The sequence below is a fragment of the Pedobacter sp. BAL39 genome, from assembly GCF_000170795.1.
Lineage (GTDB): Bacteria > Bacteroidota > Bacteroidia > Sphingobacteriales > Sphingobacteriaceae > Pedobacter.
Map to the genome: position 1 here is coordinate 52,377 of NZ_ABCM01000006.1, position 23,484 is coordinate 75,860.

A 23,484-nucleotide genomic window follows, 5' to 3' on the forward strand; every position below is an offset into this window, starting at 1 on the left:
AAACCACCCATATGAAAAAGGAAAAAACACCTGATGCACAAGTCATCAGTCGCAGCCCCTTCCCGGCTTCCAGAAAAATATTTGTCAAAGGTCAGTTGCACGACATCAGTGTCGCCATGCGCGAGATTACGCTTCATGACACAAAAATCCACAACGGCTTTGGCGCGACAGAACCGAATCCACCAGTGACGGTTTATGACACCAGTGGGCCATATACGGATCCTAATGCAGCGATAGATGTAAAACAGGGCTTACTCAGAATGAGGGAAGCCTGGATCAAAAAACGCGAAGACGTAGAGCAGCTGGAGCAGATCTCTTCCGACTACGGTCTGCAGCGCCTTTCAGATGCAAAGCTTGACGAGCTGAGGTTTGCCTACGCAAGGAATCCACTGAAGGCCAAACCGGGGATGAACGTGTCACAGATGCATTATGCGAAGAAGGGCATCATCACGGCAGAGATGGAATACATTGCCATCCGCGAGAATCAGCGTATAGACCTGCTGAACGAGCAACTGGGCGCGCAGTATGGCGTTATGTCACACCAGCATGAGGGACACAGCTTTGGCGCAAACACCCCAAAAGGCTACATCACGCCTGAATTTGTCAGACAGGAAGTGGCGGCCGGCAGGGCAGTCATCCCAAGCAACATCAACCATCCTGAGCTAGAGCCCATGATCATCGGCAGAAACTTCCTCGTGAAGATCAATGCCAACATAGGCAACTCCGCAGTGACCTCTTCTATTGAAGAAGAAGTAGAAAAGGCCGTATGGGCCTGCCGTTGGGGTGCAGATACCATCATGGACTTATCTACCGGCAAGAACATTCATGAAACCAGGGAATGGATCATCCGTAACTCGCCGGTACCGATAGGGACGGTTCCGATTTACCAGGCACTGGAAAAAGTGAACGGCAAGGCGGAAGACCTGACCTGGGAGCTTTTCAAGGATACCCTGATTGAGCAGGCAGAGCAGGGTGTTGATTATTTCACCATACATGCAGGGGTATTGCTGCGCTACATTCCTCTAACCGCAAAAAGGGTAACAGGAATCGTATCACGTGGTGGCTCGATCATGGCGAAGTGGTGTCTTGCCCATCATCAGGAAAGTTTCCTATATACTCATTTTGAAGAAATATGTGAGATCATGAAAACCTATGACGTCGCCTTCTCACTTGGCGATGGCTTGAGGCCGGGATGTATTGCTGATGCCAATGATGCGGCGCAGTTTGCAGAGCTGGAGACACTCGGCGAACTGACGAAGATTGCCTGGAAGCATGATATACAGACCATCATCGAAGGACCCGGACACGTTCCGATGCACCTGATCAAGGAGAATATGGAAAAACAACTGGAACATTGTTCGGAAGCACCCTTTTATACCCTGGGTCCATTGACCACCGACATTGCGCCCGGTTATGATCACATTACGTCAGCTATTGGTGCCGCAATGATCGGCTGGTTCGGAACGGCGATGCTCTGCTATGTCACGCCAAAGGAACACCTCGGACTACCTAATAAAAAAGATGTAAAAGATGGTGTGATCACTTACAAAATTGCTGCACATGCTGCTGACCTCGCTAAAGGACACCCGGGGGCACAGTACCGTGACAATGCCTTAAGCAAGGCTCGCTTTGAGTTCCGCTGGGAAGACCAGTTTAACCTTTCTCTGGATCCGGACACAGCAAAGGAATTCCATGATGAGACCCTACCCGCAGAAGGTGCGAAAATTGCGCACTTCTGTTCGATGTGCGGCCCTAACTTCTGCTCGATGAAGATCACCCAGGATGTGCGGGAGTATGCAGCTAAGGAAGGCGTAGATGAAGCGGAAGCGTTGAAGCAGGGTATGGAGAAAAAATCCAGGGAGTTTACCGAGAAGGGTAGCGAAATTTATTTGTAGATGAAACTGAAGGTCATTTCAAGTCCGGCATTTTTTGAAGGAGAAGCAAAGATCATCAACCAGCTTTTCGAAGCTGGCATGTCCTGCTTTCACCTCCGCAAATCGCGACCGGAAAAAGCAGCTTACCTGAGTTTACTGCGACAGATCAATCCGGTTTACCATGACCGGATTGCCTTGCACCAGTTTCATGAAGTTGCGCAGGACATGGGCATCAGCAGACTCCATTTTCCGGAGTACCTGAGGCCATTGGCTCAGGACTCTATTGCTGTGCTTCACAAAGACTTCACATTAAGCACATCTACACATAAAATCAGTCAATTAACTGATTTAAAATACTTTAATTATACATTTTATGGCCCAGTGTTTCATAGCATCTCAAAAAAAGGATACCTGTCGACCTGCCAGAACGACTTTCGTTTACCTTTGAACACACCTTTACAAGTGATTGCACTTGGCGGTGTGAGCGCCAGCAGAATTGAACAGTTGAAGGCTATGAACTTTGAGGGAGCAGCAATCCTGGGTTGCCTATGGACACGATCAGATAATGCACTGCAGACCTTCCAGGCGATCCAGGAAAAATGCCGGGCAGTAGCAGCTGTAAAAACTGTAAATGGTTATGGAAATGACTGAAAACAATTTTAGACCTTCAGAGGGAGACCGCCCCTTTGTATTGAGCATTGCGGGACTGGATCCAAGTGCCGGAGCAGGCTTACTCAGCGATGTCAAATGTTTTGAACAACATCAGGTATATGGATTTGGGATCTGCACGGCGCTTACCCAGCAGTCTGACGACGAATTTCTGCAGCTACAGTGGCTGGATGCCGGACAGATCATTGATCAACTCCAACCACTTTGCCGCAAGTTCCGCATTGCAACTGCAAAAATCGGCCTGATCGAAGACCTGGACACGCTAACATCAGTACTCAGCTATTTGCGGCAATATCAACCGACAATAAAAATTGTATTAGACCCAATTTTAAAGGCTTCTGCCGGTTTTAACTTCCACAGACACACCAACGATCCGGGAAAAATAATAAAAGCCTTAAAATCGCTTAATTTGATCACCCCCAATTACGATGAGCTATTGCACTACGCCGGAGCGCAAAATGTAGCAGTCTTCTGCAGGCGCTACGCAGCATATGCCCCCATCCTTCTTAAAGGTGGCCACCATCCGGAGCTACCGGGTACCGATCAATTGTTTGTGCGACATGCACATCACGAGATTCCTCCGGGAACCGGTAACGTTCACCAGAAACATGGTTCCGGATGTGTACTTTCTGCGGCAATTACAGCCAACCTGGCCTTGGGTCATGACCTGCTGAATTCATGCAGGAACGCTAAGGTTTATACCGAACATTTCTTGAACAGCAACACCAGCCTTTTGGGTTACCACAACCGGCCGTATCCAAAGCGCAAAAAACACCAGATTTAACATCAGACTTATCATGGTAGACAGACTACATTACATCTCTCAGGAGAACGAAAAAACAGACCATATCACTGGAATTTTAAGCGCGCTGAATGCGGGTGTAAAATGGATCCAGCTGCGCGTTAAAAATAAACCTCAGGATGAGGTACTGGCACTCGCAGAAGCTGCAAATCGACACTGCAAAAAATTTGCAGCGCATCTGATCATCAATGATTTTCCCGACGTAGCAAGGGCTGTTTCGGCCTATGGATTACATTTAGGATTAAATGATATGAGCATCACAAATGCCAGATTAATAGTTGGAAAAGAAATTAAAATTGGTGGAACAGCCAACACCTTCTCAGAGGTTCAAAAAAGATTGCAGGCAGGTGCCGATTACATCGGCCTCGGCCCTTTTCGTTTTACAACAACCAAGCAGCAGCTGAGTCCGATTCTGGGTATTTCGGGATACACCAAAGTGATGAATCAAGTCCGTTCGGCCGGCATTACTACCCCCATTATTGCCATCGGGGGGATTGAAATTTCAGACCTTCCAGCGCTTCTGAAAACTGGCATCTATGGTGTTGCTGTTTCCGGCACTTTGACCCATTCTAAAGATCCGGAGGAAACGGTCAGACTGATGTATCAGCAGCTCGAAAAAGCTGCATTTATTTTTCCTAAAACAACTACATTATGCTAACCATTGCAGATCAGAAATTCAACTCCCGACTGTTCACAGGAACGGGAAAATTCAGCTCTCCAGAATTGATGGAAGCTGCGCTGAATGCCTCCGGATCAGAACTTGTGACCGTGGCCTTAAAACGTGTAGACTTCCAACAAAAAGACAACCACATCCTGGATCACCTGAGACATCCGCGACTCAGGCTACTACCTAATACTTCGGGTGTTCGGAATGCCAAAGAAGCAGTATTTGCAGCACAAATGGCCAGAGAGGCACTGGAAACGAACTGGATCAAGCTGGAAATCCATCCAGATCCGAAGTACCTCATGCCCGACCCCATAGAAACCCTGCAAGCTACCGAAGCCCTGGCTAAACTGGGTTTCATTGTACTTCCTTATATTCATGCAGACCCGGTACTCTGCAAACGCCTGGAGGATGCCGGCACCGCTGCTGTGATGCCCCTCGCCTCACCTATAGGAAGCAACAAGGGGCTGAAAACAATAGACTTTCTGGAAATCATCATCAGTCAGAGCAGGGTTCCAGTGGTCATAGATGCAGGTATTGGATCACCTTCCGATGCTGCACGCGCGATGGAAATCGGCGCTGATGCGGTATTGGTGAATACCGCGATCGCGGTATCGGCCGATCCGGAGCGCATGGCAGTAGCTTTCAAAATGGCAGTCGAAGCAGGCCGGATGGCCTTTAAAGCGCGATTAGCACCTATCCGTTCACACGCGGCTGCAAGCAGCCCCTTAACTTCATTCCTGGATGACTAGTTTCAATGATATTTTCAGAAAGCAAAGCTGGAAGGACATTACATCCAGCATTTATGCCAAAACAGATAAAGATGTGGAACAAGCACTATCTGCCGAAAAGCGAAGCCTGGAAGATTTCAAAGCGCTGATCTCCCCTGCAGCTGCCCCCTATCTGGAACAAATGGCCAGGATGAGTCATGAGCTCACCTTAAGGCGATTTGGAAAGGTGATACAGATGTATGTTCCACTGTACCTATCGAATGAATGCAATAACATTTGCACTTACTGTGGCTTTAGCTATGACAACAAAGTGAGGCGTAAGACGCTTTCTTCTATAGAGATCATGCAGGAGGTTGCAGTAATCAAAAAGATGGGTTATGACCATGTACTCCTGGTTACCGGAGAGGCAAATCAAAACGTTCATGTTGATTACTTTAAGAAGGTATTGGAGCTAATAAGGCCTCATTTCTCACACATTTCCATGGAAGTACAACCCCTGGATCTGGAAGATTATCAGGAACTGAAGCCTTATGGCCTAAATACCGTGCTGGTGTATCAGGAAACGTATCATGAAGAAGATTACAAAAAACATCATCCGAAAGGAAAGAAATCCAATTTTTTGTACCGGCTGGAAACACCCGACCGCCTCGGGCAGGCAGGAATACATAAGATGGGCATTGGTGTCCTGATTGGACTTGAAGACTGGCGGACGGATTCTTTCTTTACGGCGATGCACCTGGATTATCTTGAAAAACAATACTGGCAAACAAAATACAGCCTTTCTTTTCCCAGGCTAAGGCCGTTTAGTGGTGGCCTTGAACCCAAGGTAGAGATGAGCGATCGGGAGCTGGTACAGCTGATTTGTGCATACCGCATCTTCAACGAGGAAGTAGAACTTTCAATGTCTACCAGGGAATCTGAGCGCTTCAGAAACCACGTCATCAAACTTGGTATTACGTCCATCAGTGCGGGGTCCAAAACCAATCCTGGAGGTTACGCAGTAGAGCCACAATCACTGGAGCAATTTGAGATATCCGACGAGCGCAACCCTTCACAGATATCTCAAATGATTAAGGAACAAGGATATGAAGCAATATGGAAAGACTGGGACTTTAGCCTGACATCATAAGTAATGGAAAATCAAGATTTTAAAAGATATAATAGGCAGATCATCTTAGAAGAAATCGGCTTCTCAGGACAGCAGAAGCTGGCTGATGCATCCGTACTGGTGGTAGGTGCGGGAGGCCTTGGATGCCCGCTCCTACTCTACCTTGGTGGAGCGGGAGTAGGCAGAATTGGCATCATCGACGAAGATCTGGTGGAAGAAAGCAACCTCCATAGACAGGTTTTATTTAAGCAAGATGACCTGGGACATCCTAAGGCAGCATGCGCTTCGATTAAGTTGAAGGAACTCAATTCGTCAGTCCAGACAGATGTTTACACCTTCCGTCTGGATCACAGCAATGCCATGGACATTATAAAAAAATACGATCTGGTGATTGATGGATCTGACAATTTCGAGACCCGTTACCTGGTCAATGACACTTGTGTAGTGCTTGAAAAACCGCTGGTTTCCGGATCTATTTTCAGGTTCGAAGGGCAGGTATCCGTATTCAATGTAAATGGTGGCCCGAACTACAGAGATTGTTTTCCTGAAGCAGATCCGGAAAGTGAATCCTGTAGCGTAAGTGGCGTAATTGGGCCTCTTGCCGGAATAATAGGCAGCATAATGGCCCAGGAAACCATTAAACTCATTTGCGGTTTTGGGGAATTATTATCAGGAAAACTGCTGGTATTGAATGGCCTGACCATGGATGTCCAGCAGTACAAAATTATACGCAAATCAATAGCAAATGATCCTACCATCGCACTTAATAAAGTCGATACTGAGCCCACCACCCAGCACAAACAATCAGATCCAGGGAGAGATCAGGGAGTTAAGATGATCCAAAATGAGGCAGCAGGTGAGGTATCCGCAGCAAAATACATCGGGCAAATAACAGAAATTGAAATATCTGAATTACAAAAATGGCAACGGGATGGGATCCCATTCCAACTGATTGACGTACGTGAAGCTTACGAATTTGAAGAGTTCAATATTGGGGGCATCAGCATACCGTTGTATGATTTACAGGCACGAATGGATAAATTACCCTCGGATAAGGCGATAGTATTTGCTTGTTCACACGGCATACGTAGCATGATCGCAGCACGACTGATGCATAAACAAACCGACCAGCAGTTATTTACCGTCATAATACCATTGATAGAACTATAAGATTATTGGATTACAATCCATGCCCAGTAAGGTTTATCCACCGGGGGAAGGGGATTTTATTATAAACCTTAGCTGGAACATGGTTGTAAAATGACCATAACTATAACACAGTCAACATCTTTTTGTTTGGATTGACCCACAGCCACGTCCAGGGGACTTGCATAATGTGTCTTACACAATTAAAACCCGATTATTTTAACATTAGATCAGTTCGGGAACCAGATGTTACGCCCTATATGCTACCTTTGCAAAAATGCCAGTTATCAGATGATAGAAATAGGAAGATATAACGACCTCAGGATTACAACAAAAACAGAAAACGGATTGATTTTAACCGACGGTGAGAACGAGGTCCTGCTGCCTTACGTAGACGTTCCAAAGAACGTTGAGATTGGAGAGAACATCAATGTATTCGTTTACATGCATAAAGACGGGAGACTGCTCGGCACAAGCAAAAAGCCTTTGGCCTGCGTTGGCGATTTTGCCTTTCTTACCGTTGTTGACGATGGTGAAGATGGTGTGTTCATGGACATTGGCCTGGACAAGGACATTTATGTTCCGCAAAGGGAACAAAAACGGCCGATGTTTAAGGGAGACAGCCATGTGGTATACATCTTCCTGGATGAAAGCAATAGCAGGATGGTGGCCTCATCAAGGCTTACTAACTTTGTGGAGGAGGAAGACATCGATCTGGAAGAAGGAGATGAAGTAAGCCTACTGATCGTAGACCGCTCAGACCTGGGTTTCAACGCAATTATAGACAATAAATATATTGGCCTGTTGTACACTAACGAGCTTTTCGAACAGCTTCAGCCGGGTGAAACCAGAAAAGGCTGGGTCAAAAAAATACGTGTGGAAGGAAAGATTGACCTTAGCCTTCAGCCGATGGGTTACGGCCATATCCTGGAAAACAAAGACGTCATTCTTGATGAGTTGAAATACGCTGGAGGCGTCATCCACCTGGGCGACAAAAGCTCTCCTGAAGAGATTTACCAACGTTTTAAGATTAGCAAAAGTGCTTTCAAAAAGGTTATCGGCGGACTTTACAAAGACCGACTGATCACTATCGGAGACCATGAGATTAAACTTTTTATCGACGAAGAAGCCGAATAATTCGAATTTACCACCTACAAAAAGGGAGCTGAACATGACATTCGCTCCCTTTTTTCTATTCCCAGATCCTTATGCTCTTAGATCCTCAATAGGATTACCGAGCGGTGTAGCCCTTATTTTTTTATTGCTTCATTGTATCGGCGCTCTACCTCTCCCCAGTTCACGATTGTCCACCATGCACTGATGTAATCCGGTCTTTTGTTTTGATATTTCAGGTAATAAGCGTGTTCCCATACATCCAGGGCAAGAATAGGCGTTCCTTTTTCAGCAACAACATCCATCAGTGGATTGTCCTGATTCGGTGTGCTGCTAATTTTCAATTTACCATTCTGCACCATCAGCCACGCCCAACCAGAGCCAAACCGCTTAGCTGCAGAGTCGGCAAAAGCTTTCTTAAACTGGTCCATAGACCCAAATGTCGCATCCATCTGTTTTAGAAAAGCTGCTGAAGCCGGCTTCGGTTTAGGAGACATCACCAGCCAGAACAGGCTATGGTTATAATGCCCACCGGCATTATTACGGATCACCGTCGGATATTTGGAAACATCCCCGAGAAGCTCTGACAGGGATTTCCCCTCTGCACTACTGCCCTTTACAGCTGCATTCAGTGCAGTCACATAAGCATTATGATGTTTTCCGTGATGGATCTCCATTGTCTGTTTATCAATTGCAGGTTCCAGCGCACTGGTAGAATAAGGCAATGCAGGCAGTTTAAACTGCGCATCGACTGCCTGTACACCAAATAACATAAGCGCCACAGGCAAAATGTTTCGTAATAATCTCATAAAAGTCGTTTTATATAGCAATAGAACGATTTTCAACAGCTATTGTTTTGAGATTTCATAAACTGACAATCAGGCACCATTTATTTACAAGCATTTCAGATGCAGCCCACACTAAGTAACAGAAAGCGATCGGCAGACGCAAATATGTTACGACATCTTCGACAACATCTCTTCAATATGCGCCCAGCTTTAATTTTTCTATATGCTCTGAGGGGCCTAGAAACGTTTGCGCTTTTTCAGCGCAAGCTTTTCAGTCCCGACCAGTTATCAAGAAAAAATTAAAGTAATTAAAAGTTGAAGCCTATGCTAAAATAAGGTAATGTAGCATCTTTACTGTGTCCGATGGCAGCCTGAACCAGCAATTGCTCTCCAGGCATCAGATACAAACCACCACCATACCCCTGGTGCCACTTACCACTTTTTTCACCTGGCTGCCAAACTCTTCCTACGTCATTAAAGGCGATCATTCCAACGGTACCAGGCACGAGGTAAGAAGTAAAGTTAAATAGCTTCAGGCGGAAATCAATATTGTGGTATAGCCCCGTTCTGCCGGTAAAACGTCTGCTGTTGTACCCGCGAAGGCTATTGGCGCCTCCAAGTTGAATGTGCTGGAAGAAAAGAGGATCACCAACCGTTGTACCACCACCAATTCTATTGGCGATGACCAGGCCTGATTTTCCGGGGTTGAGGTAAAAGCGGAATTCAGAGGTAACAACACCGTATCTCTTGCTACCTCCTACAAGACCTTGCTGGGCAGTGAGCGTAGTTTTCCAGAACACCCCCTTGGAAGGAATCCCCTCATTGTCACGCGTATCAAAAGACCATCCTGCCGTCAGTCCTGCATATAAACGGGTAGTAAAAACACCCTCCTGCGGATTAGCAGCATCAAAATCCCTGAAGAAACGTTCATCGTTACCCGATCTCGTGCTGGAGTAATAGGAGAATAAGGCACCACCTTCCACACGCCAATCCTGATCCAGATCTCTTCTAAGTTTAACGCTGGAGTTGAGGTAGTCATAACGGTTCCTGAAATAAGAAATCCCATCTTCACGGTCATTTTCATCGTCATTATCAAAATCATCCTCGTCATCATCATCCTGAACATACCGTGTATTATTCCCTATTCCGAAGAAGTTACTGATGTTTCCGGGACCAAGCATATTGGCATTGACGACGAGGTCATTATGACCGATCGCCTTTTTAAAGTCGACTGTATAATCAAGGATAAAGGACTTCCTGCCGGTGTTGTAGTTGACCCATATTTCATGTTTAGAGGCATACGGGGACTTCCTGAAACCCTGTTTTTCAATAATATAACCAAGTCCCAGTTGTACCCCCTGATCAATGTTATAATTGAAGTTGAACAGCGGGCCCGACCGGTCATAAAGAAAACTTGTTTTATCAAATTTGTTCACCAGCGTATCCTTTTCTAGCCTAAGCTTTACGTCACCTTTCGTTGGAAAGTCATTAGGTTCATCAGACCTGTCGTACACAAAAAGACCGGATTTATTGGAGACTTCATCAGCAACTTTAAACTCATCCTGATCATCGCCACCAATCATTCTGATGCGTATGGCCGATTTCGCAGCCCCTTTAACATCAAACACATCATTGCTAGCCAGACCAAAAAGGCGGATTTCCTTTGTGATGTGCTGATCGAAGGTACGGTCGTAAAACAGACGCCCTTTGCTGCCATCCTTTTTTATATTAAAGATGCGCACCTGCACGTCGCCGTTATCAAGATGGCTGACTTCAAAATTTTCCTTTTTATCCGATCCTGGTACATCCACATAAATCGATAAGAAATGGTAATAATGTGTTGCCAGACTATCCAGCTTATCTCTGCGGGAGCTGAAGTTTGTGATCAGCTCCTGACCACAAAGACGGAATACAGTATCCGGCATCTGTCGGAATGACTTTTGGATCAGCTCATCAGTCATTTTTGACTGGACGATTTTCACTTCATCCTTCCAGTCCTGCAAAGACAACTCATTGAGAAAGAACCGGTCGAAGTAACGTTCATTAAAGCTCCAGTGGTCTACATCACGGATATCAGGGCTATAAGGCTGGAGGTGGGTTTTGAGCCACTGATGGGTAAGCACCCATGGAAATATGCCCGAAGTTTTATAGAAAACCTTATCCCTGTCGCGTGGCACAGGAAAGTAGGTTGTACCACTTTTTGTTTTCTCTTCCTGCCAGCGCCAGTTGTCCTCATGCCTGTCCCAGTCGCCCAGCAGAAAGTCGAGCAGCCTTGCCCGGAGGGTCATTTTCTGATCCGCACGCGTATCATTATCCTCCAGGATTTTACGTTGAGTCTTCTCAGTATTGTCTGTTTTATCTTCAAAAGGAGAACGTTCCTCAAAGAGGTATACCGCATTGGCAAAGTCCTTACGGTAGTCCCCTAACCCCGGATCATCACCTATGTAAACGATCTCCGGAACCGCATGTGCCAGTCCAAGTGCTTCCGCCAGAGGTGGCACCACAAGTGCCGCAAAAGGATGATTGGTAGACACCTGATCCTGGGAAATATCTTTGGCAATGGTTTTACGGAGGTTAGCGGGAAGGCTGCGTTCCGCATATTTCTGAACCGTTCTGAGCACCCATTCTTTGCCCGACGCATCTCTAAGACGCAAAGAGCGGGTTTGCATCCCACCACCAAGTTTGACGATACTCAATCCACCTTTTTCTTTTTGCAGCTGCATGACGCGCATTTTTACAGGCGTAGCCCATATCTGGCGGTAGCTTTCACCCAGAAAGAAACGGTGACCAGGACCTACGTGGTTATATTCAGGAGCGATGGCGATGGTAATAGAATCCCTGGTCGCTGGCTGCTGTGCCATGCTGATCGCCGGGCTGGTCATGATGGCAATATGGAACAGCAATGCTGTCCGAAGGTCCTTTTTTAGACGCATAGATATTTATTTTTTAAGCGTTACACCTACTCTTAGGGCTTTCAATCCTTCCACACCTTGTAATTCCTCGATATCAAGATATTCCACATCATCATTGAGAATTTTCAGTTTCTGCAGCGTGCGGATATAACCCAGGTATTCTGCAGCTTCCCAGCTGTTGAAATAGACGACGGCAATTTTCCCGGGCTGCGTGAGCCGTTCCGTAGTATCTTTAATATGAGCTTTATCAATCCTTTTTTTGACCATTTGGTAGCGGATGTTGTAACTACCTTCCACGTCAAAACGCTGTTCATCAATCCTGAAGCTTACATCAATGAGCTTCTCATAGACAAAGATCAGCTGTGTAGTTTCCAGGGGCAGCGAAAAGTAAGGCGCCAGGCTATAAGTTGTTTTAGCGATCTCCGCCAGCACGCGCAGCTGCTTCAGACGAAAATCATGGAGCACCGCCGGCTTGAAGTTTTTATGTGGAGAGATGGACTGACCGAGATAGATGTCAAATTCTACTCCATCTGTTCTGAATTTCTCAAAATAGCAGGGATAGCTCTCTTGCAGTTCCGCATTAAAATCATCCAGGTGCCGGGATACCGCGAGGTTGATCATCTGAAGACTTTTCTCATAGCGGTCGCGATGTTCATAAATACGACCATTTGAAGCTGTTTGTTCAAAATAATTATATACAATCGGTTTCAATTCAGGGTGAGCAAGTTTCAATTGGTCCATTGCCGTTGGGATCTGACGCTGCAGGTAATCCTCCATTTTCAGGATTTCATGATCTCCAAGATTCTCAAACTCTACTTTGTTCCACACCTGGTGTTTTTGAGGAAGCTCATGTTCAATAGAATTGCATACCACCTCTTTAATCTTTCCTAAAGCAAGCTGAAGCTGTTCAAAGTGAAGATAAAGATCTTTTCGGAGTGCCATATTACGGAGGACACTAGAGTTCCTGATGTCTACCGCACCATATAACGGATGAACATCTTTAAAATACACAGGCTCTACCGGGAGGTTCCTTGCCTTACCTCCCGTCTGCAGGTAATGGTAGGCAGCCTCATGGAAGCGCCATTGTACTGAAGGCTGAAGGGCGGTAAACTTATCTGTGATGACCTCTTCTATTTCTACGTTGAAATCAGAAATGATGTTTTGACAAAGCTGTGCAAGCAGTGAGAATGCCAGTTCAGTTTTTGCGATGGTATTACCATTCAACTGATGCGCATCGCTGGTATAAAGCTCCAGACAGCCGACCAGTTTGGCATTGAAATACAATGGGAACAAAGCATAGGAAGTAATCCCTTTTTTGTCCAGTAAATGTAACATTGGATATTTCTCACTGTCCTCTTCACGGATATCAGGGAAAATCAATGTCCTTGGATTGATACTATATTCGTCAATGAGACGGATATACTCCTCTTCATCCTGGCCTTCTTCCTTTGCCAGTTTGATCATGATGCTTTGAAAACCCCTGTTGTCATTGTTCAGTACACGGTTGTTCAGCTTGACATAAGGAATCAGGTTAAATTCAATCTGATCCGTTCCGGCGAGTGTTTTCAGGGCTGTAGCAATCTCCTCCCCCTGCTGCAGGTTTTGCGATTCATGATGTTCGATGATGATGTTTTTGATCGACTCCAATGCGTACTCACCAGTAACATCGGTCATGGTCACAATGGCTATCCCTTCAATTTTGAAGATTTCCGGTGGAATAAGTTTTTTAAGTACGGTGATGGTATTGCGCTCATCTTGAATATAGTCTTTTACAATTTTGAGGTCATATTCAGGCATCTTCACCGTTGTTTTAATATCGATGAAACGGCTGTCTACGTCAAGACGGTAATACCTCAGAAGATGTGTTTCAGGGTCGACCATCGATTTGATGGTAAACGAGCTTGCTGTGAGTGAAAAGTTATAGAATCGCTGGAGGATCAGGTTGTAAAACGAGGAGATCAGACTTTTTTGCATTTCCATTCTGCTGGGCAGATTAAGGCCAGCCCTCAGCGTGCAGGTTTCCGGATCTACGAGAACATTGTAGAAAGCTTCCGTGCCATAATGAAAGTTTGGCGATATAGGGGTACCAAGCGCCCAGAGCTGGTGTTGCTCTTCACTAATGATCGGCGACAGTGCCATATAGATCAACTCGAAAAGAGCATTATACTTGTGGACATTCTCCTGCTCAATGGGCTCATTCAGCTCCGGATATTGATTGAACTGTTCCAGTATGTATCTATAGAAATTGATCTTCGCAGTTTTCTCCCTGCTCGCCATATCTTCAACAAAGGCAATGAATGGCTTCAATGAAAGTTTGATACTTGCTCCAATGGGCTTCTCTCCCAATCCTTTGATATCTTTACTCAGGTTTAGCGTTACAGCTCGCATGCTTATATTCTTTATCGGATCCGATCACTTAGATCACCGGATAAACTATTTATTACAGTTAAATTTAGCTACAAATGTACAATCTACATTTGCTACGCGGGTAAAACGAAGGTAATTATTGAACTGTTTCCGAAGCCATATCCTTACCAGGATGATACTTGAATTTCAGGATATTACCATTTGTCAATTCATCTCCTTCATTAGAGATGTACATGTTGTGCTGGTTATCGAAGGCCAGCCCCTCCGGCTGATTAAAAGTCGAAGAATTGAGGCGGTGCACTTCTTTAATGTTCCACTGCGCATCGGCTACCAGCAGCAATTTATTGACAGAAGAAAGGATGTACCACTGCTTAGTTAATAGATTTTTTGACAATGCTGAGGGATTAAGGCTTGCCTTGAGCTTCGGATTGAGCTCCTTGATAGGATTCAAATCTACAGTAAACTCCCCCGCCGGGTTTAGTTGGATGTTATTGCCGGCACTATCCGCAGAAAACTGAAAATCAAATACATATCCACTTACCTTTTTAGCCTTTTTATCAGAAGGACAAGCTTTGCAGAGTATGTACACCTGATTCGTTTCAGGATCGGCATACAGACTCTCATATTCCCCTTTTGGTACGATCTTCTTAAACTCCTTTACGGCTTTAGTTTCTTCCTTTGACGATTCCGAGACGGGAAACACGTATACAGAGCCATTGCTTTTCAGCACCAGTACCTGATCTTTAAGAATAGCCAGATCTTCGTAATCACCTTTAGAAGCGAAATGTGTATTGTGTTGCTTTTTTATGTCCCATTTTTGCCTGAAGAGTTTCCCATCTTCATCCTGAATAGAATATATCGTATCCGGATTTCCATTATGTAAGGCTACGCCTGATATTTCAAGCAGACTTTCGGGCATATTGAACTTGTCGGCTTGCTCAAGATCATATCCTCTGGGATTGGTAAATTTATTCTTCGGGGGCTTACAACCACACAAAGTTACCAGGGACAGTAAGGGTAGTATATATATAAGGTGAGTAGATGTTTTGTTCATAATTTTTCATTTGGGTTTACACTGGCATAATCCCCTGCAAGGACACTTCTTCCCGAAGCAAGTGGTAAATCTCTTCCTGAGAACGACGTGGAGAAGGGGCATTGACAGACACGTTTTGCAGGGAGGAATCCATCATCACGGCTTGGAGTGTGTCTTCAAGCTGCAAGGTAATCATTTTTAAAATAATGCTCTTCAAAGCAATATCATACAATGGGAAACATACCTCTATACGGTTGTAAATATTGCGGTTCATCCAATCTGCAGAGCCCATATAAATATCATCTGCACCGTTATTGTTAAATATAAAGACACGTCCATGTTCAAGGAACCGGTCTACAATTCTTCTTACGGTAATATTTTCACTAAGACCTGCAACGCCAGGAATGAGGCAGCAGATGCCACGTACAATGAGCTGGACCTTTACGCCTGCCTGAGAAGCTTCATATAGTTTGGAAATGAGCTTCTGCTCTTCCAGGTTATTCATTTTTATGGTAATCCCTGCAGATTTACCTTCCCTAACATGATCAATTTCTCGCTGAATAAGCGCTAGAAACATCTGTTGAAGATTAAACTGAGCAACAAGGAGATGCTCAAAAGAGATGTTATCTTCCAGAGCGGGTTTCTTTTTCTTTTTGCTAAGGAATCCGAAAAGTGATTCCAGTTCCCACAGCATAGGCTGGTGTGCAGTAAGCAGAATATGGTCGGTATAAAACTTTGCCGTACTCTCGTTCAGGTTTCCCGTGGCGAGGAGTCCGAGGTATTGTAATTCATCGGCATGACGTCTTTTGACCAGCGCCACTTTGGCATGTACCTTGAGGTCGATACTGCTGTAGATGATTTTTACGCCAGCGGCTTTCATCTGCTTGGCCCACTTGATGTTATTGGCCTCGTCAAAGCGGGCTTTAAGTTCAACCAGCACCATTACCTTTTTGCCGTTTTTTGCAGCCGTCATGAGGGCATTGACAATTCTGGAATTGCTGGCTACACGGTAAAGCGTGGTATAGATTTCCTCAACTTTAGGATCGCTGGAAGCTTCGTTAAAAAACCGGAGCACGGCGTCATAGTTCTGATAAGGAACGTTGACAAGCATATCCTTTTTCAGGATGTGATCAAAGATAGTTTCTTTTTCAGCAATGCTGACTGCTTTTGCCGCAGGCCATTTGGGGTAAGCATAAACATCCCCGAGGGGAAAAGTATTGAGATCCTTTAGGTTATGGTATGCTCCTCCCTGTACGACCGCTGCTTTATGGAGATTCAGCGCATAAATCATTCGGTATAAGTTCCTTAACGGCAACCCCGGCTCGTACAAAAAGCGGGTGGCAAAACCAAAATCGCGGACTTCAAGTTGCTTCTCCAGGGCAATGGTCATGTCCTCCTCATACTCCTGGCCGATCTTCAGAGCAGCATTTCTGGTAATTTTCAGATTGTAGGCACCTTCGATCTCATCTTCAGGAAACAAATAATAAAGGTGGTTTTTGATGATATCCTCCAAAAAAACAATGTATTGTGCACCATCAGCAGAGATGGCGTACAAGCGCTGTAGCGTTTCCGAGGGAATGCTGATCAACTCCATGCGTTCCTGTCCGAGTCTATTTTTCAGAATGACTACCTGGTAGAGTTTATTGTTTTCAGCGAAGAAGCTGCTCAGGTCGTCGTCTATGCAGACGGAATGGATATAGGCAAGGATTTCGTTGAAAAAAAGATCAGCAACCTGTCCGCTGATCAGGTCCGGAATAGCCATGTTGTAACGCCAGTGGATTTTCATGGCTTCCAGCTCGGGAAGAATCTGCTGACTTATAATTTCACCAAAACGCTGTTGTTGCGCATTGATCCTCTCTTTTGCCAGCTCTACATCCCAGATCATGACCGGCATGCGCACACGGTAAAACTCATCCAGATTAGAGGAATAAATGGAAAGGAACTTGATCCGTTCCAGGATAGGTACCTCAAGCCGGGTCGCTTCCATCAGCACACGTTCGTTGAAACTTAACCAGCTAAGATCCCTGTTATAAAATTCGACAGGTTCCATATTGACTACAAGGTCACTAAAAATGAGGCGATGATAAAGGCAACGACAGAGATGACGATGCCAAACATAAATACATTATAGGCGATGCGCAACAGGCGATATTTGCGGCCAAGCACCACACCCTGTGAATAAAGGTCTTTGATGAGGCTGCCGTACAGGAATTCCCTGTCTTCCATCATCTTCCCCATACCCATCTCATAATCGGGGAGGCTCATCCTATAGAAGTTACCAAAAAAAAGCAGGTTAACCTTTTTCTTATTGATATCATCTGGAGTAAAAACACCTTCCGGTATGGAGGGTCTTGTGGCCAGTATAGAAAATACCATGGTAACAACGCAGATGACTAACAACAGCAATGTTGGAATGATCAGGTGTGGGTTATCTTCGAGTTTTCTAAGCAGGATACTAAGGATAACAGAAAGAATAATTGAATTGGTAGAGATCATGATGTGGGCCTTGTTATCGGCCATATCACTCAGTCGCTGATGATTGGTGGAAGTTATTCTGAACATCGTTTCAATACCACGTTCAGGACGGTCGCTTTTTTTCTTTTTTTCCACGTTTACTGTTTCTGTTTGTTTTTTTATTGAACTGCCTGTTGAAGGCAAAATGGTCAGTTTTGATTGTTTTTCGGCCTTACGTTCCAGTTCGGCAAGGTTTTCAGCTTTTTTTGCATTCAGCAAATTCTGGCAGTAAGTGGTATGGTAATGATGCGCCTTAAAAAGGGAAATGGTTTTCAATCGCCATTCGTCTTTGTCGAGGGACCTGCTGCAGAAGGCTTCCGCCTCTTTGCGCATCAGTCTGTTACGTTCTTTAAAACTGTTACTTCCAAGGTGATAAAGATCGGCATCACAGACAATTTGCTGCAGTAATCCATTCGGGCTCTGTGGCATTTTGGTGGCCATAATGCAATTGCGTATCTTCTCAATCAGCAATTCATCAACGCCTTTTTCAGCAAGGAAGGCTGCAGAAAGGTCTGCACCGCAGGACTCATGTTGGTTGCAATCATAAAAGTAACCGACATCATGGAACCAACTCGCAGCGACAACGACAAAAAAGTCTTCGTCAGACAACTGATAGTGATTGGCAATTTTAACTGCATTTTCTACTACCTGTTCTGTGTGTTCCAGATTATGATAAATGAGTTTGGCGTCAGTTTTAGCATGAAAGACACTGGCAACGTGTGCTCTGAGCTGATCTAATATTTCCCGATAATTCATCTGGTCCCGTCTTGTTTATTTCCTTACGTATAGGTCATTCATCATGAATAAATCCTATTAACAGTATAAATATGCGGGTTTTAATTATATTTTTTAAAATTAGTTTGAAAGATGGCAATACTTTTATGATTTAAGGCAGAAACAGCAGGTGATTTCTATCAGCCAAGAAGATGATCGCGGTCATATTTATCCTAAACAGGAACCGGGAACTTTGAGGAATATCAATTTCTTATGTTAGCACAAAATACAACGACCCAGGAAACGAAGTGTTACCATTGCGGAGACGACCTTCCCGGTACGCCCTACCGGGTTGCCGACAAACAGTTTTGCTGCCTCGGCTGTCAGGGTGTATATCAGATTCTTAGTAGCCATAATCTTACTGATTACTATGCTTATAACGATGTACCCGGGCAAACACAGAAACATCAGGCAAAACATTTTGAATACCTGGACGAGTCCACGATCACAGCGAAACTAGTGGATTATCAGGATGAAAACATTACAGTCATCACTTTTTACATTCCAGCCATTCATTGCAGTTCTTGTATATGGTTGCTGGAACATCTTCATAAGATCAATCCCGCCATTCGCCAGTCGCGCATCGACTTTCTGAAGAAACAGGTGTTGGTGACTTTCAAGAATCGTGAAATTAGTCTGAGGGAAGTCGTAGAGTTGTTGGCCATTATTGGATACGAGCCACTGATTAGCCTGCAGGACGTAGTGAAGGAGCAAAAAAAAGACCTGTCGGAACGTAGTCTCATCAGAAAAATTGCTGTAGCAGGATTTTGCTTTGGAAATGTGATGCTGCTTAGTTTTCCTGATTATTTTGGGATTGGCGCCATTGAGCGCCAGTTCAGTACCTTCTTTGGATGGTTGAATCTGGTTTTTGCACTACCTATGGTATTTTATAGTGGGAAAGGTTACTTCGTTTCCGCCTGGGCGAACCTGCGCAAAGGGATATTGAACCTTGACTTCCCCCTGGCCCTTGGTATTGCGGTTATGTTTATCCGTTCTGTTTATGAGATCGTTAGTGGCACAGGTGCCGGGTTCGTGGACACGCTGTGCGGACTGGTATTCTTCCTGCTGATTGGGAAATGGATGCAACACCATACCTATCACCACCTTTCTTTTGAGCGGGACTACCGGTCCTATTTCCCTGTAGCTGTAACGCTGATCAAAGACGGGGCTGAGAAACCCATTCCTTTAAACGAGCTTGCAATTGGTAACAGGATGCTGATCCGCAGCAATGAGATCATTCCTGCAGACGCCATCTTATTGAAAGGCGAGGCTGAGATCGACTTCAGTTTTGTTACCGGCGAGTCCAAACCGGTCAGAAAGGTGCTTGGTGAGGTAATTTACGCCGGTGGACGGCAACTTGGTGGTGCGCTGGAAATGGAGGTAGTAAAGCCCATCTCCCAAAGTTACCTGACGCAGCTTTGGAACAACGAAACCTTTAATGGAAAAAAAGACCATATCAGGACTTTCAGCGACATTGCAAGCAGATATTTCAGCATTGTATTACTCGCTGTTGCGGTTGGTGCCGCATTTTTTTGGATCGGACAGCACAACCAGTCTAAAGCGCTGGCTTCTTTTACTGCGGTATTGATCATTGCGTGTCCCTGTGCACTTGCTCTGAGTTCTCCTTTTACGCTTGCGGCTGTACTCAGCATCTTTGACAAGAACAAATTTTACCTTAAGAATACCGCTGTAGTTGAGGAGTTGGCCAGGATTGACACTTATGTGTTTGACAAAACTGGCACCATCACCAATCCGGACTCTGCAGATTTCATCTTTGAAGGTGGGATCAGCGACTATGAACGTCAACTTGTGAATGACCTTGCCCGCAACTCAGGACACCCCCTAAGCAGGGAACTCGTGACATGGCTGGGCAGACCAACTAAATTTACTGTTGATAAATACAAGGAAAAAGTAGGCCGTGGCATTACAGGACTCGTGGACGAACGTGAGGTCAGACTGGGTAGCGCTTCATTTTTGGGCATCAGCACATCAGTAAAACCTAAGCAGGGGGCTACTGTACACATTTTGATCGACAACGAATACCTGGGTTGTTTCAGCTCCAGACAACAATGGAGAAAGGGATTCAAGGAGCTGATTTTTAAGTTGGGAAAGACAGCAGACCTGCACCTGTTATCAGGCGATCAGGATCAGGACAAACATATATTGATCCCTTTTTTTCCACGTAGCCAGCAGATGCATTTTAAACAAAGCCCACAAAATAAACTCGATTATATCTTTGACTTGCAAGACGCAGGCCGCAAAGTGCTCATGTTTGGCGATGGCCTGAATGACGCAGGCGCATTGAAACAAAGTGACCTGGGTATCGCGGTTACCGATGACATCAATAACTTCAGTCCGGGCTGCGATGCGATTCTTGACGGAAAGAGCTTTCAGCAGATCCCGAACTTCATACAACAAGCGAAAGATGCGGTTAAGGTGATCCATATCAGCTTTGCGATTTCTCTCACCTATAACATTGTAGGCTTATATTTTGCAGTACAGGGCATATTGTCTCCACTTATTGCAGCGATTCTAATGCCCGTTAGTACAGTAACCGTTATCATTTTCACCAGCGTCGCAGCGAGGTTCTTCGCCCGAAAAAACAAACTGTTATGAACATATTATATTTCCTGATCGGCTGCAGTATTCTGCTGGCATTGGTCTTCCTTGCCGCCTTTTTCTGGGCTAGCAAAACAGGGCAACACGAGGATACATACACACCATCGGTCCGAATCCTATTTGAAGATGATCTTCAGCACAATCGTTCGGAGACAAAAAGTGACCAGGATCATCCTTAATGAGAATTGTCATCACTCTGTAAACGCACAGCCAACTTTAATTTTACACACCATAAACCACTCATTAATTCAACATGACTGAAAAATTTCATTACGACAACAAGATCGTTAGAAACTTCGCCGTTGCCACCATTATCTGGGGTATTGTCGGCATGACGGTCGGATTGCTCGTTGCCATGCAGTTATTCAAACCTGCATTAAACATGGGCAGCCAATACACCACTTTTGGGCGTATACGACCATTACACACCAACGCTGTAATTTTCGCTTTCGTAGGGAACGCCATCTTTATGGGCGTTTATTACTCACTTCAAAGGCTACTTAAGGCGAGGATGTTTAGCGATGTGCTGAGCAAGATCCATTTCTGGGGTTGGCAGCTGATCATTGTGGCTACCGCCATCACGTTGCCTCTGGGGCTGACTACTTCTCATGAATACGCAGAAATGGAGTGGCCTATAGATATTGCAATTACGTTGATCTGGGTGGTCTTCGGGATCAATATGTTTGGTACAATTATCAAAAGGCGTGAAAAGCATATGTATGTAGCCATCTGGTTCTACATCGCTACGTTTGTCACGGTTGCAGTACTTCACATTGTAAACTCGATTGAACTTCCTATTTCAGCTTTTAAAAGCTATTACATTTATGCTGGGGTACAGGATGCGCTGGTGCAATGGTGGTATGGACACAATGCGGTTGCATTTTTCCTGACTACGCCTTACCTGGGGATGATGTACTATTTTCTTCCTAAGATGGCCAACAGGCCTGTATACTCCTATAAGCTGAGTATCTTACACTTCTGGTCACTGATTTTTATTTATATCTGGGCAGGCCCTCACCACCTTTTGTATACCTCATTGCCATCATGGGTGCAGTCACTGAGTGTTGTATTCTCCGTCATGCTGATCGCACCAAGCTGGGGTGGTATGATCAATGGTTTATTAACACTTCGCGGCGCATGGGATAAAGTAAGAGAAGACGCGACCCTCAAATTTATGGTCGTAGGACTTACTGCTTATGGTATGGCAACCTTTGAAGGACCTATGCTAGCCCTAAAACAAATTAATGCCATTGCACACTATACAGACTGGATCGTAGCACACGTACACGTGGGCGCACTGGGGTGGAACGGATTTTTGACATTCGGTATTCTATACTGGCTGATCCCAAGAATCTATAATACTTCTTTATACTCTAAAAAACTGGCCTCATTCCACTTCTGGATTGGTACACTAGGAATTATCTTTTACGCAGTCCCATTATATTTTGCAGGATTCACACAAGGTTTGATGTGGAAAGAGTTCACAGAAGACGGAATGCTGAGGTATCCAAACTTCCTTGAAACTGTGTTACAGATTGTGCCGATGTACGTACTTCGTGCCATCGGAGGGGCATTGTATCTGACTGGAGTAATCGTCATGACTTACAACCTGATCAAAACTGTTCGCAGTGGAAAACTGGTAGCGGATGAGGCAGCTGAAGCACCTGCGCTGGCTAAAAGTTACGTACCACAAGGTGCTGAGAAAAAACTGCACCGTACGCTGGAGCGCAAACCAATGCTGTTCCTGGTCGTATCATTGATTGTGATCCTAATTGGCGGAATGGTAGAGATGATGCCGACTTTCACCATCAAGTCAAATATCCCGACGATTGCCACAGTTAAACCTTATACGCCACTTGAGCTTCAAGGACGTGACCTTTACATCCGTGAAGGTTGTGTGAGCTGTCACTCCCAGATGGTGAGACCTTTCCGTTCGGAAACTGAGCGTTATGGAGAATACAGCAAGGCTGGCGAATTTGTATATGACCACCCGTTCCTTTGGGGATCAAAACGTACAGGTCCGGATTTGCACCGTGAGGGAGGAAAATACAGCAATGCATGGCACTATAACCACTTGCTGGATCCTCAGACCATGTCGCCTGGAAGTATTATGCCTCCTTACGAATGGCTGGTTACCCAAACCCTGGATACGACAACCACCCGCAGTAAGATCAATGCAATGCGCAGCCTGGGTGTTCCTTATGAAGAGGGATATGAAAACTACGCAAATGCGGACCTCGATGTACAAGCAAAAGAGATTGCTACTGACCTTGAGAAAAACAAAGTTAAAGTAAAAAGCGACAAAGAGATCGTCGCAATTGTAGCCTACCTGCAACGCCTTGGAATGGACATTAAAGCAAAGTAAAACAT

Annotated in this window: 17 protein-coding genes; 11 read left to right on the forward strand and 6 right to left on the reverse strand. The window is 45.1% G+C overall.

What is annotated here, in order from left to right; genetic code table 11:
* Positions 1-11: 11 nt before the first annotated feature.
* The 8 genes from thiC to PBAL39_RS09750 all read left to right on the forward strand — a co-directional run bounded on the left by thiC (position 12) and on the right by PBAL39_RS09750 (position 8,131).
* Positions 12-1,895, forward strand: a complete 1,884-nt coding sequence (gene thiC, locus PBAL39_RS09715) for a phosphomethylpyrimidine synthase ThiC (protein WP_008240804.1) — start codon at positions 12-14, stop codon at positions 1,893-1,895.
* Positions 1,896-2,525: a thiamine phosphate synthase gene (locus PBAL39_RS09720; protein ID WP_008240805.1), complete on the forward strand. Its 630-nt coding sequence runs from the start codon at positions 1,896-1,898 to the stop codon at positions 2,523-2,525.
* A complete protein-coding gene (locus PBAL39_RS09725) occupies positions 2,512-3,327 on the forward strand; it encodes a hydroxymethylpyrimidine/phosphomethylpyrimidine kinase (protein WP_232282925.1) in 816 nt (271 codons plus the stop codon). The genes PBAL39_RS09720 and PBAL39_RS09725 overlap by 14 nt, the downstream gene beginning before the upstream one ends.
* 13 nt (positions 3,328-3,340) lie before the next feature.
* Positions 3,341-4,003: a thiamine phosphate synthase gene (locus tag PBAL39_RS09730; protein ID WP_008240807.1), complete on the forward strand. Its 663-nt coding sequence runs from the start codon at positions 3,341-3,343 to the stop codon at positions 4,001-4,003.
* On the forward strand, positions 3,997-4,761 hold the full coding sequence (locus PBAL39_RS09735) for a thiazole synthase (protein ID WP_008240809.1): 765 nt from the start codon (positions 3,997-3,999) through the stop codon (positions 4,759-4,761). Before PBAL39_RS09730 ends, PBAL39_RS09735 begins: the two co-directional genes overlap by 7 nt.
* Positions 4,754-5,869 carry a 2-iminoacetate synthase ThiH gene (gene thiH / locus PBAL39_RS09740; RefSeq protein WP_008240811.1) on the forward strand — a complete coding sequence of 372 codons (1,116 nt, stop codon included), beginning with the start codon at positions 4,754-4,756 and terminating at the stop codon, positions 5,867-5,869. The genes PBAL39_RS09735 and thiH overlap by 8 nt, the downstream gene beginning before the upstream one ends.
* 3 nt (positions 5,870-5,872) lie before the next feature.
* A complete protein-coding gene (gene moeB / locus PBAL39_RS09745) occupies positions 5,873-7,018 on the forward strand; it encodes a HesA/MoeB/ThiF family protein (protein WP_008240813.1) in 1,146 nt (381 codons plus the stop codon).
* A 267-nt stretch (positions 7,019-7,285) separates the two neighbouring features.
* A complete protein-coding gene (locus tag PBAL39_RS09750; RefSeq protein ID WP_008240815.1) occupies positions 7,286-8,131 on the forward strand; it encodes a S1 RNA-binding domain-containing protein in 846 nt (281 codons plus the stop codon).
* A gap of 113 nt (positions 8,132-8,244) precedes the next feature.
* On the opposite strand, the gene PBAL39_RS09755 is transcribed toward PBAL39_RS09750, so the two are convergent.
* The 6 genes from PBAL39_RS09755 to PBAL39_RS09780 form a co-directional block, all read right to left on the reverse strand.
* Entirely contained in the window at positions 8,245-8,880 is a 636-nt protein-coding gene (locus PBAL39_RS09755; RefSeq protein ID WP_008240817.1) for a superoxide dismutase, read from the reverse strand.
* Between the two features lie 323 nt (positions 8,881-9,203).
* Positions 9,204-11,828 (reverse strand): BamA/TamA family outer membrane protein, encoded by a 2,625-nt coding sequence (locus PBAL39_RS09760; RefSeq protein ID WP_008240819.1) that lies wholly within the window; start codon positions 11,826-11,828, stop codon positions 9,204-9,206.
* Positions 11,829-11,834: 6 nt separating this feature from the next.
* Positions 11,835-14,195 (reverse strand): hypothetical protein, encoded by a 2,361-nt coding sequence (locus PBAL39_RS09765; RefSeq protein ID WP_008240820.1) that lies wholly within the window; start codon positions 14,193-14,195, stop codon positions 11,835-11,837.
* Positions 14,196-14,310: 115 nt separating this feature from the next.
* Entirely contained in the window at positions 14,311-15,228 is a 918-nt protein-coding gene (locus PBAL39_RS09770; RefSeq protein WP_039866380.1) for an SdiA-regulated domain-containing protein, read from the reverse strand.
* Positions 15,229-15,244: 16 nt separating this feature from the next.
* Entirely contained in the window at positions 15,245-17,257 is a 2,013-nt protein-coding gene (ppk1, locus tag PBAL39_RS09775; protein WP_008240822.1) for a polyphosphate kinase 1, read from the reverse strand.
* Between the two features lie 5 nt (positions 17,258-17,262).
* Positions 17,263-18,477, reverse strand: a complete 1,215-nt coding sequence (locus PBAL39_RS09780; protein WP_008240823.1) for a Pycsar system effector family protein — start codon at positions 18,475-18,477, stop codon at positions 17,263-17,265.
* A 231-nt stretch (positions 18,478-18,708) separates the two neighbouring features.
* Between PBAL39_RS09780 and PBAL39_RS09785 the strand changes: the two genes are divergently transcribed.
* From PBAL39_RS09785 to ccoN, 3 genes are all read left to right on the forward strand, one after another.
* Positions 18,709-21,111 carry a heavy metal translocating P-type ATPase metal-binding domain-containing protein gene (locus PBAL39_RS09785; RefSeq protein WP_008240824.1) on the forward strand — a complete coding sequence of 801 codons (2,403 nt, stop codon included), beginning with the start codon at positions 18,709-18,711 and terminating at the stop codon, positions 21,109-21,111.
* Positions 21,108-21,293, forward strand: coding sequence for a cbb3-type cytochrome oxidase assembly protein CcoS (ccoS, locus tag PBAL39_RS09790; RefSeq protein WP_008240825.1), 186 nt, complete (start codon positions 21,108-21,110; stop codon positions 21,291-21,293). The genes PBAL39_RS09785 and ccoS overlap by 4 nt, the downstream gene beginning before the upstream one ends.
* Positions 21,294-21,367: 74 nt before the next feature.
* Positions 21,368-23,479: a cytochrome-c oxidase, cbb3-type subunit I gene (ccoN, locus tag PBAL39_RS09795; protein WP_008240826.1), complete on the forward strand. Its 2,112-nt coding sequence runs from the start codon at positions 21,368-21,370 to the stop codon at positions 23,477-23,479.
* Positions 23,480-23,484: the final 5 nt, after the last annotated feature.

Coding starts and splice junctions, on each gene's coding strand:
- thiC (WP_008240804.1), top strand. CDS start 12: ATGAAAAAGGAAAAAACACCTGATGCACAAGTCATCAGTCGCAGCCCC.
- PBAL39_RS09720 (WP_008240805.1), top strand. CDS start 1,896: ATGAAACTGAAGGTCATTTCAAGTCCGGCATTTTTTGAAGGAGAAGCA.
- PBAL39_RS09725 (WP_232282925.1), top strand. CDS start 2,512: ATGGAAATGACTGAAAACAATTTTAGACCTTCAGAGGGAGACCGCCCC.
- PBAL39_RS09730 (WP_008240807.1), top strand. CDS start 3,341: ATGGTAGACAGACTACATTACATCTCTCAGGAGAACGAAAAAACAGAC.
- PBAL39_RS09735 (WP_008240809.1), top strand. CDS start 3,997: ATGCTAACCATTGCAGATCAGAAATTCAACTCCCGACTGTTCACAGGA.
- thiH (WP_008240811.1), top strand. CDS start 4,754: ATGACTAGTTTCAATGATATTTTCAGAAAGCAAAGCTGGAAGGACATT.
- moeB (WP_008240813.1), top strand. CDS start 5,873: ATGGAAAATCAAGATTTTAAAAGATATAATAGGCAGATCATCTTAGAA.
- PBAL39_RS09750 (WP_008240815.1), top strand. CDS start 7,286: ATGATAGAAATAGGAAGATATAACGACCTCAGGATTACAACAAAAACA.
- PBAL39_RS09755 (WP_008240817.1), bottom strand. CDS start 8,880: ATGTTATTTGGTGTACAGGCAGTCGATGCGCAGTTTAAACTGCCTGCA.
- PBAL39_RS09760 (WP_008240819.1), bottom strand. CDS start 11,828: ATGCGTCTAAAAAAGGACCTTCGGACAGCATTGCTGTTCCATATTGCC.
- PBAL39_RS09765 (WP_008240820.1), bottom strand. CDS start 14,195: ATGCGAGCTGTAACGCTAAACCTGAGTAAAGATATCAAAGGATTGGGA.
- PBAL39_RS09770 (WP_039866380.1), bottom strand. CDS start 15,228: ATGAACAAAACATCTACTCACCTTATATATATACTACCCTTACTGTCC.
- ppk1 (WP_008240822.1), bottom strand. CDS start 17,257: ATGGAACCTGTCGAATTTTATAACAGGGATCTTAGCTGGTTAAGTTTC.
- PBAL39_RS09780 (WP_008240823.1), bottom strand. CDS start 18,477: ATGAATTATCGGGAAATATTAGATCAGCTCAGAGCACACGTTGCCAGT.
- PBAL39_RS09785 (WP_008240824.1), top strand. CDS start 18,709: ATGTTAGCACAAAATACAACGACCCAGGAAACGAAGTGTTACCATTGC.
- ccoS (WP_008240825.1), top strand. CDS start 21,108: ATGAACATATTATATTTCCTGATCGGCTGCAGTATTCTGCTGGCATTG.
- ccoN (WP_008240826.1), top strand. CDS start 21,368: ATGACTGAAAAATTTCATTACGACAACAAGATCGTTAGAAACTTCGCC.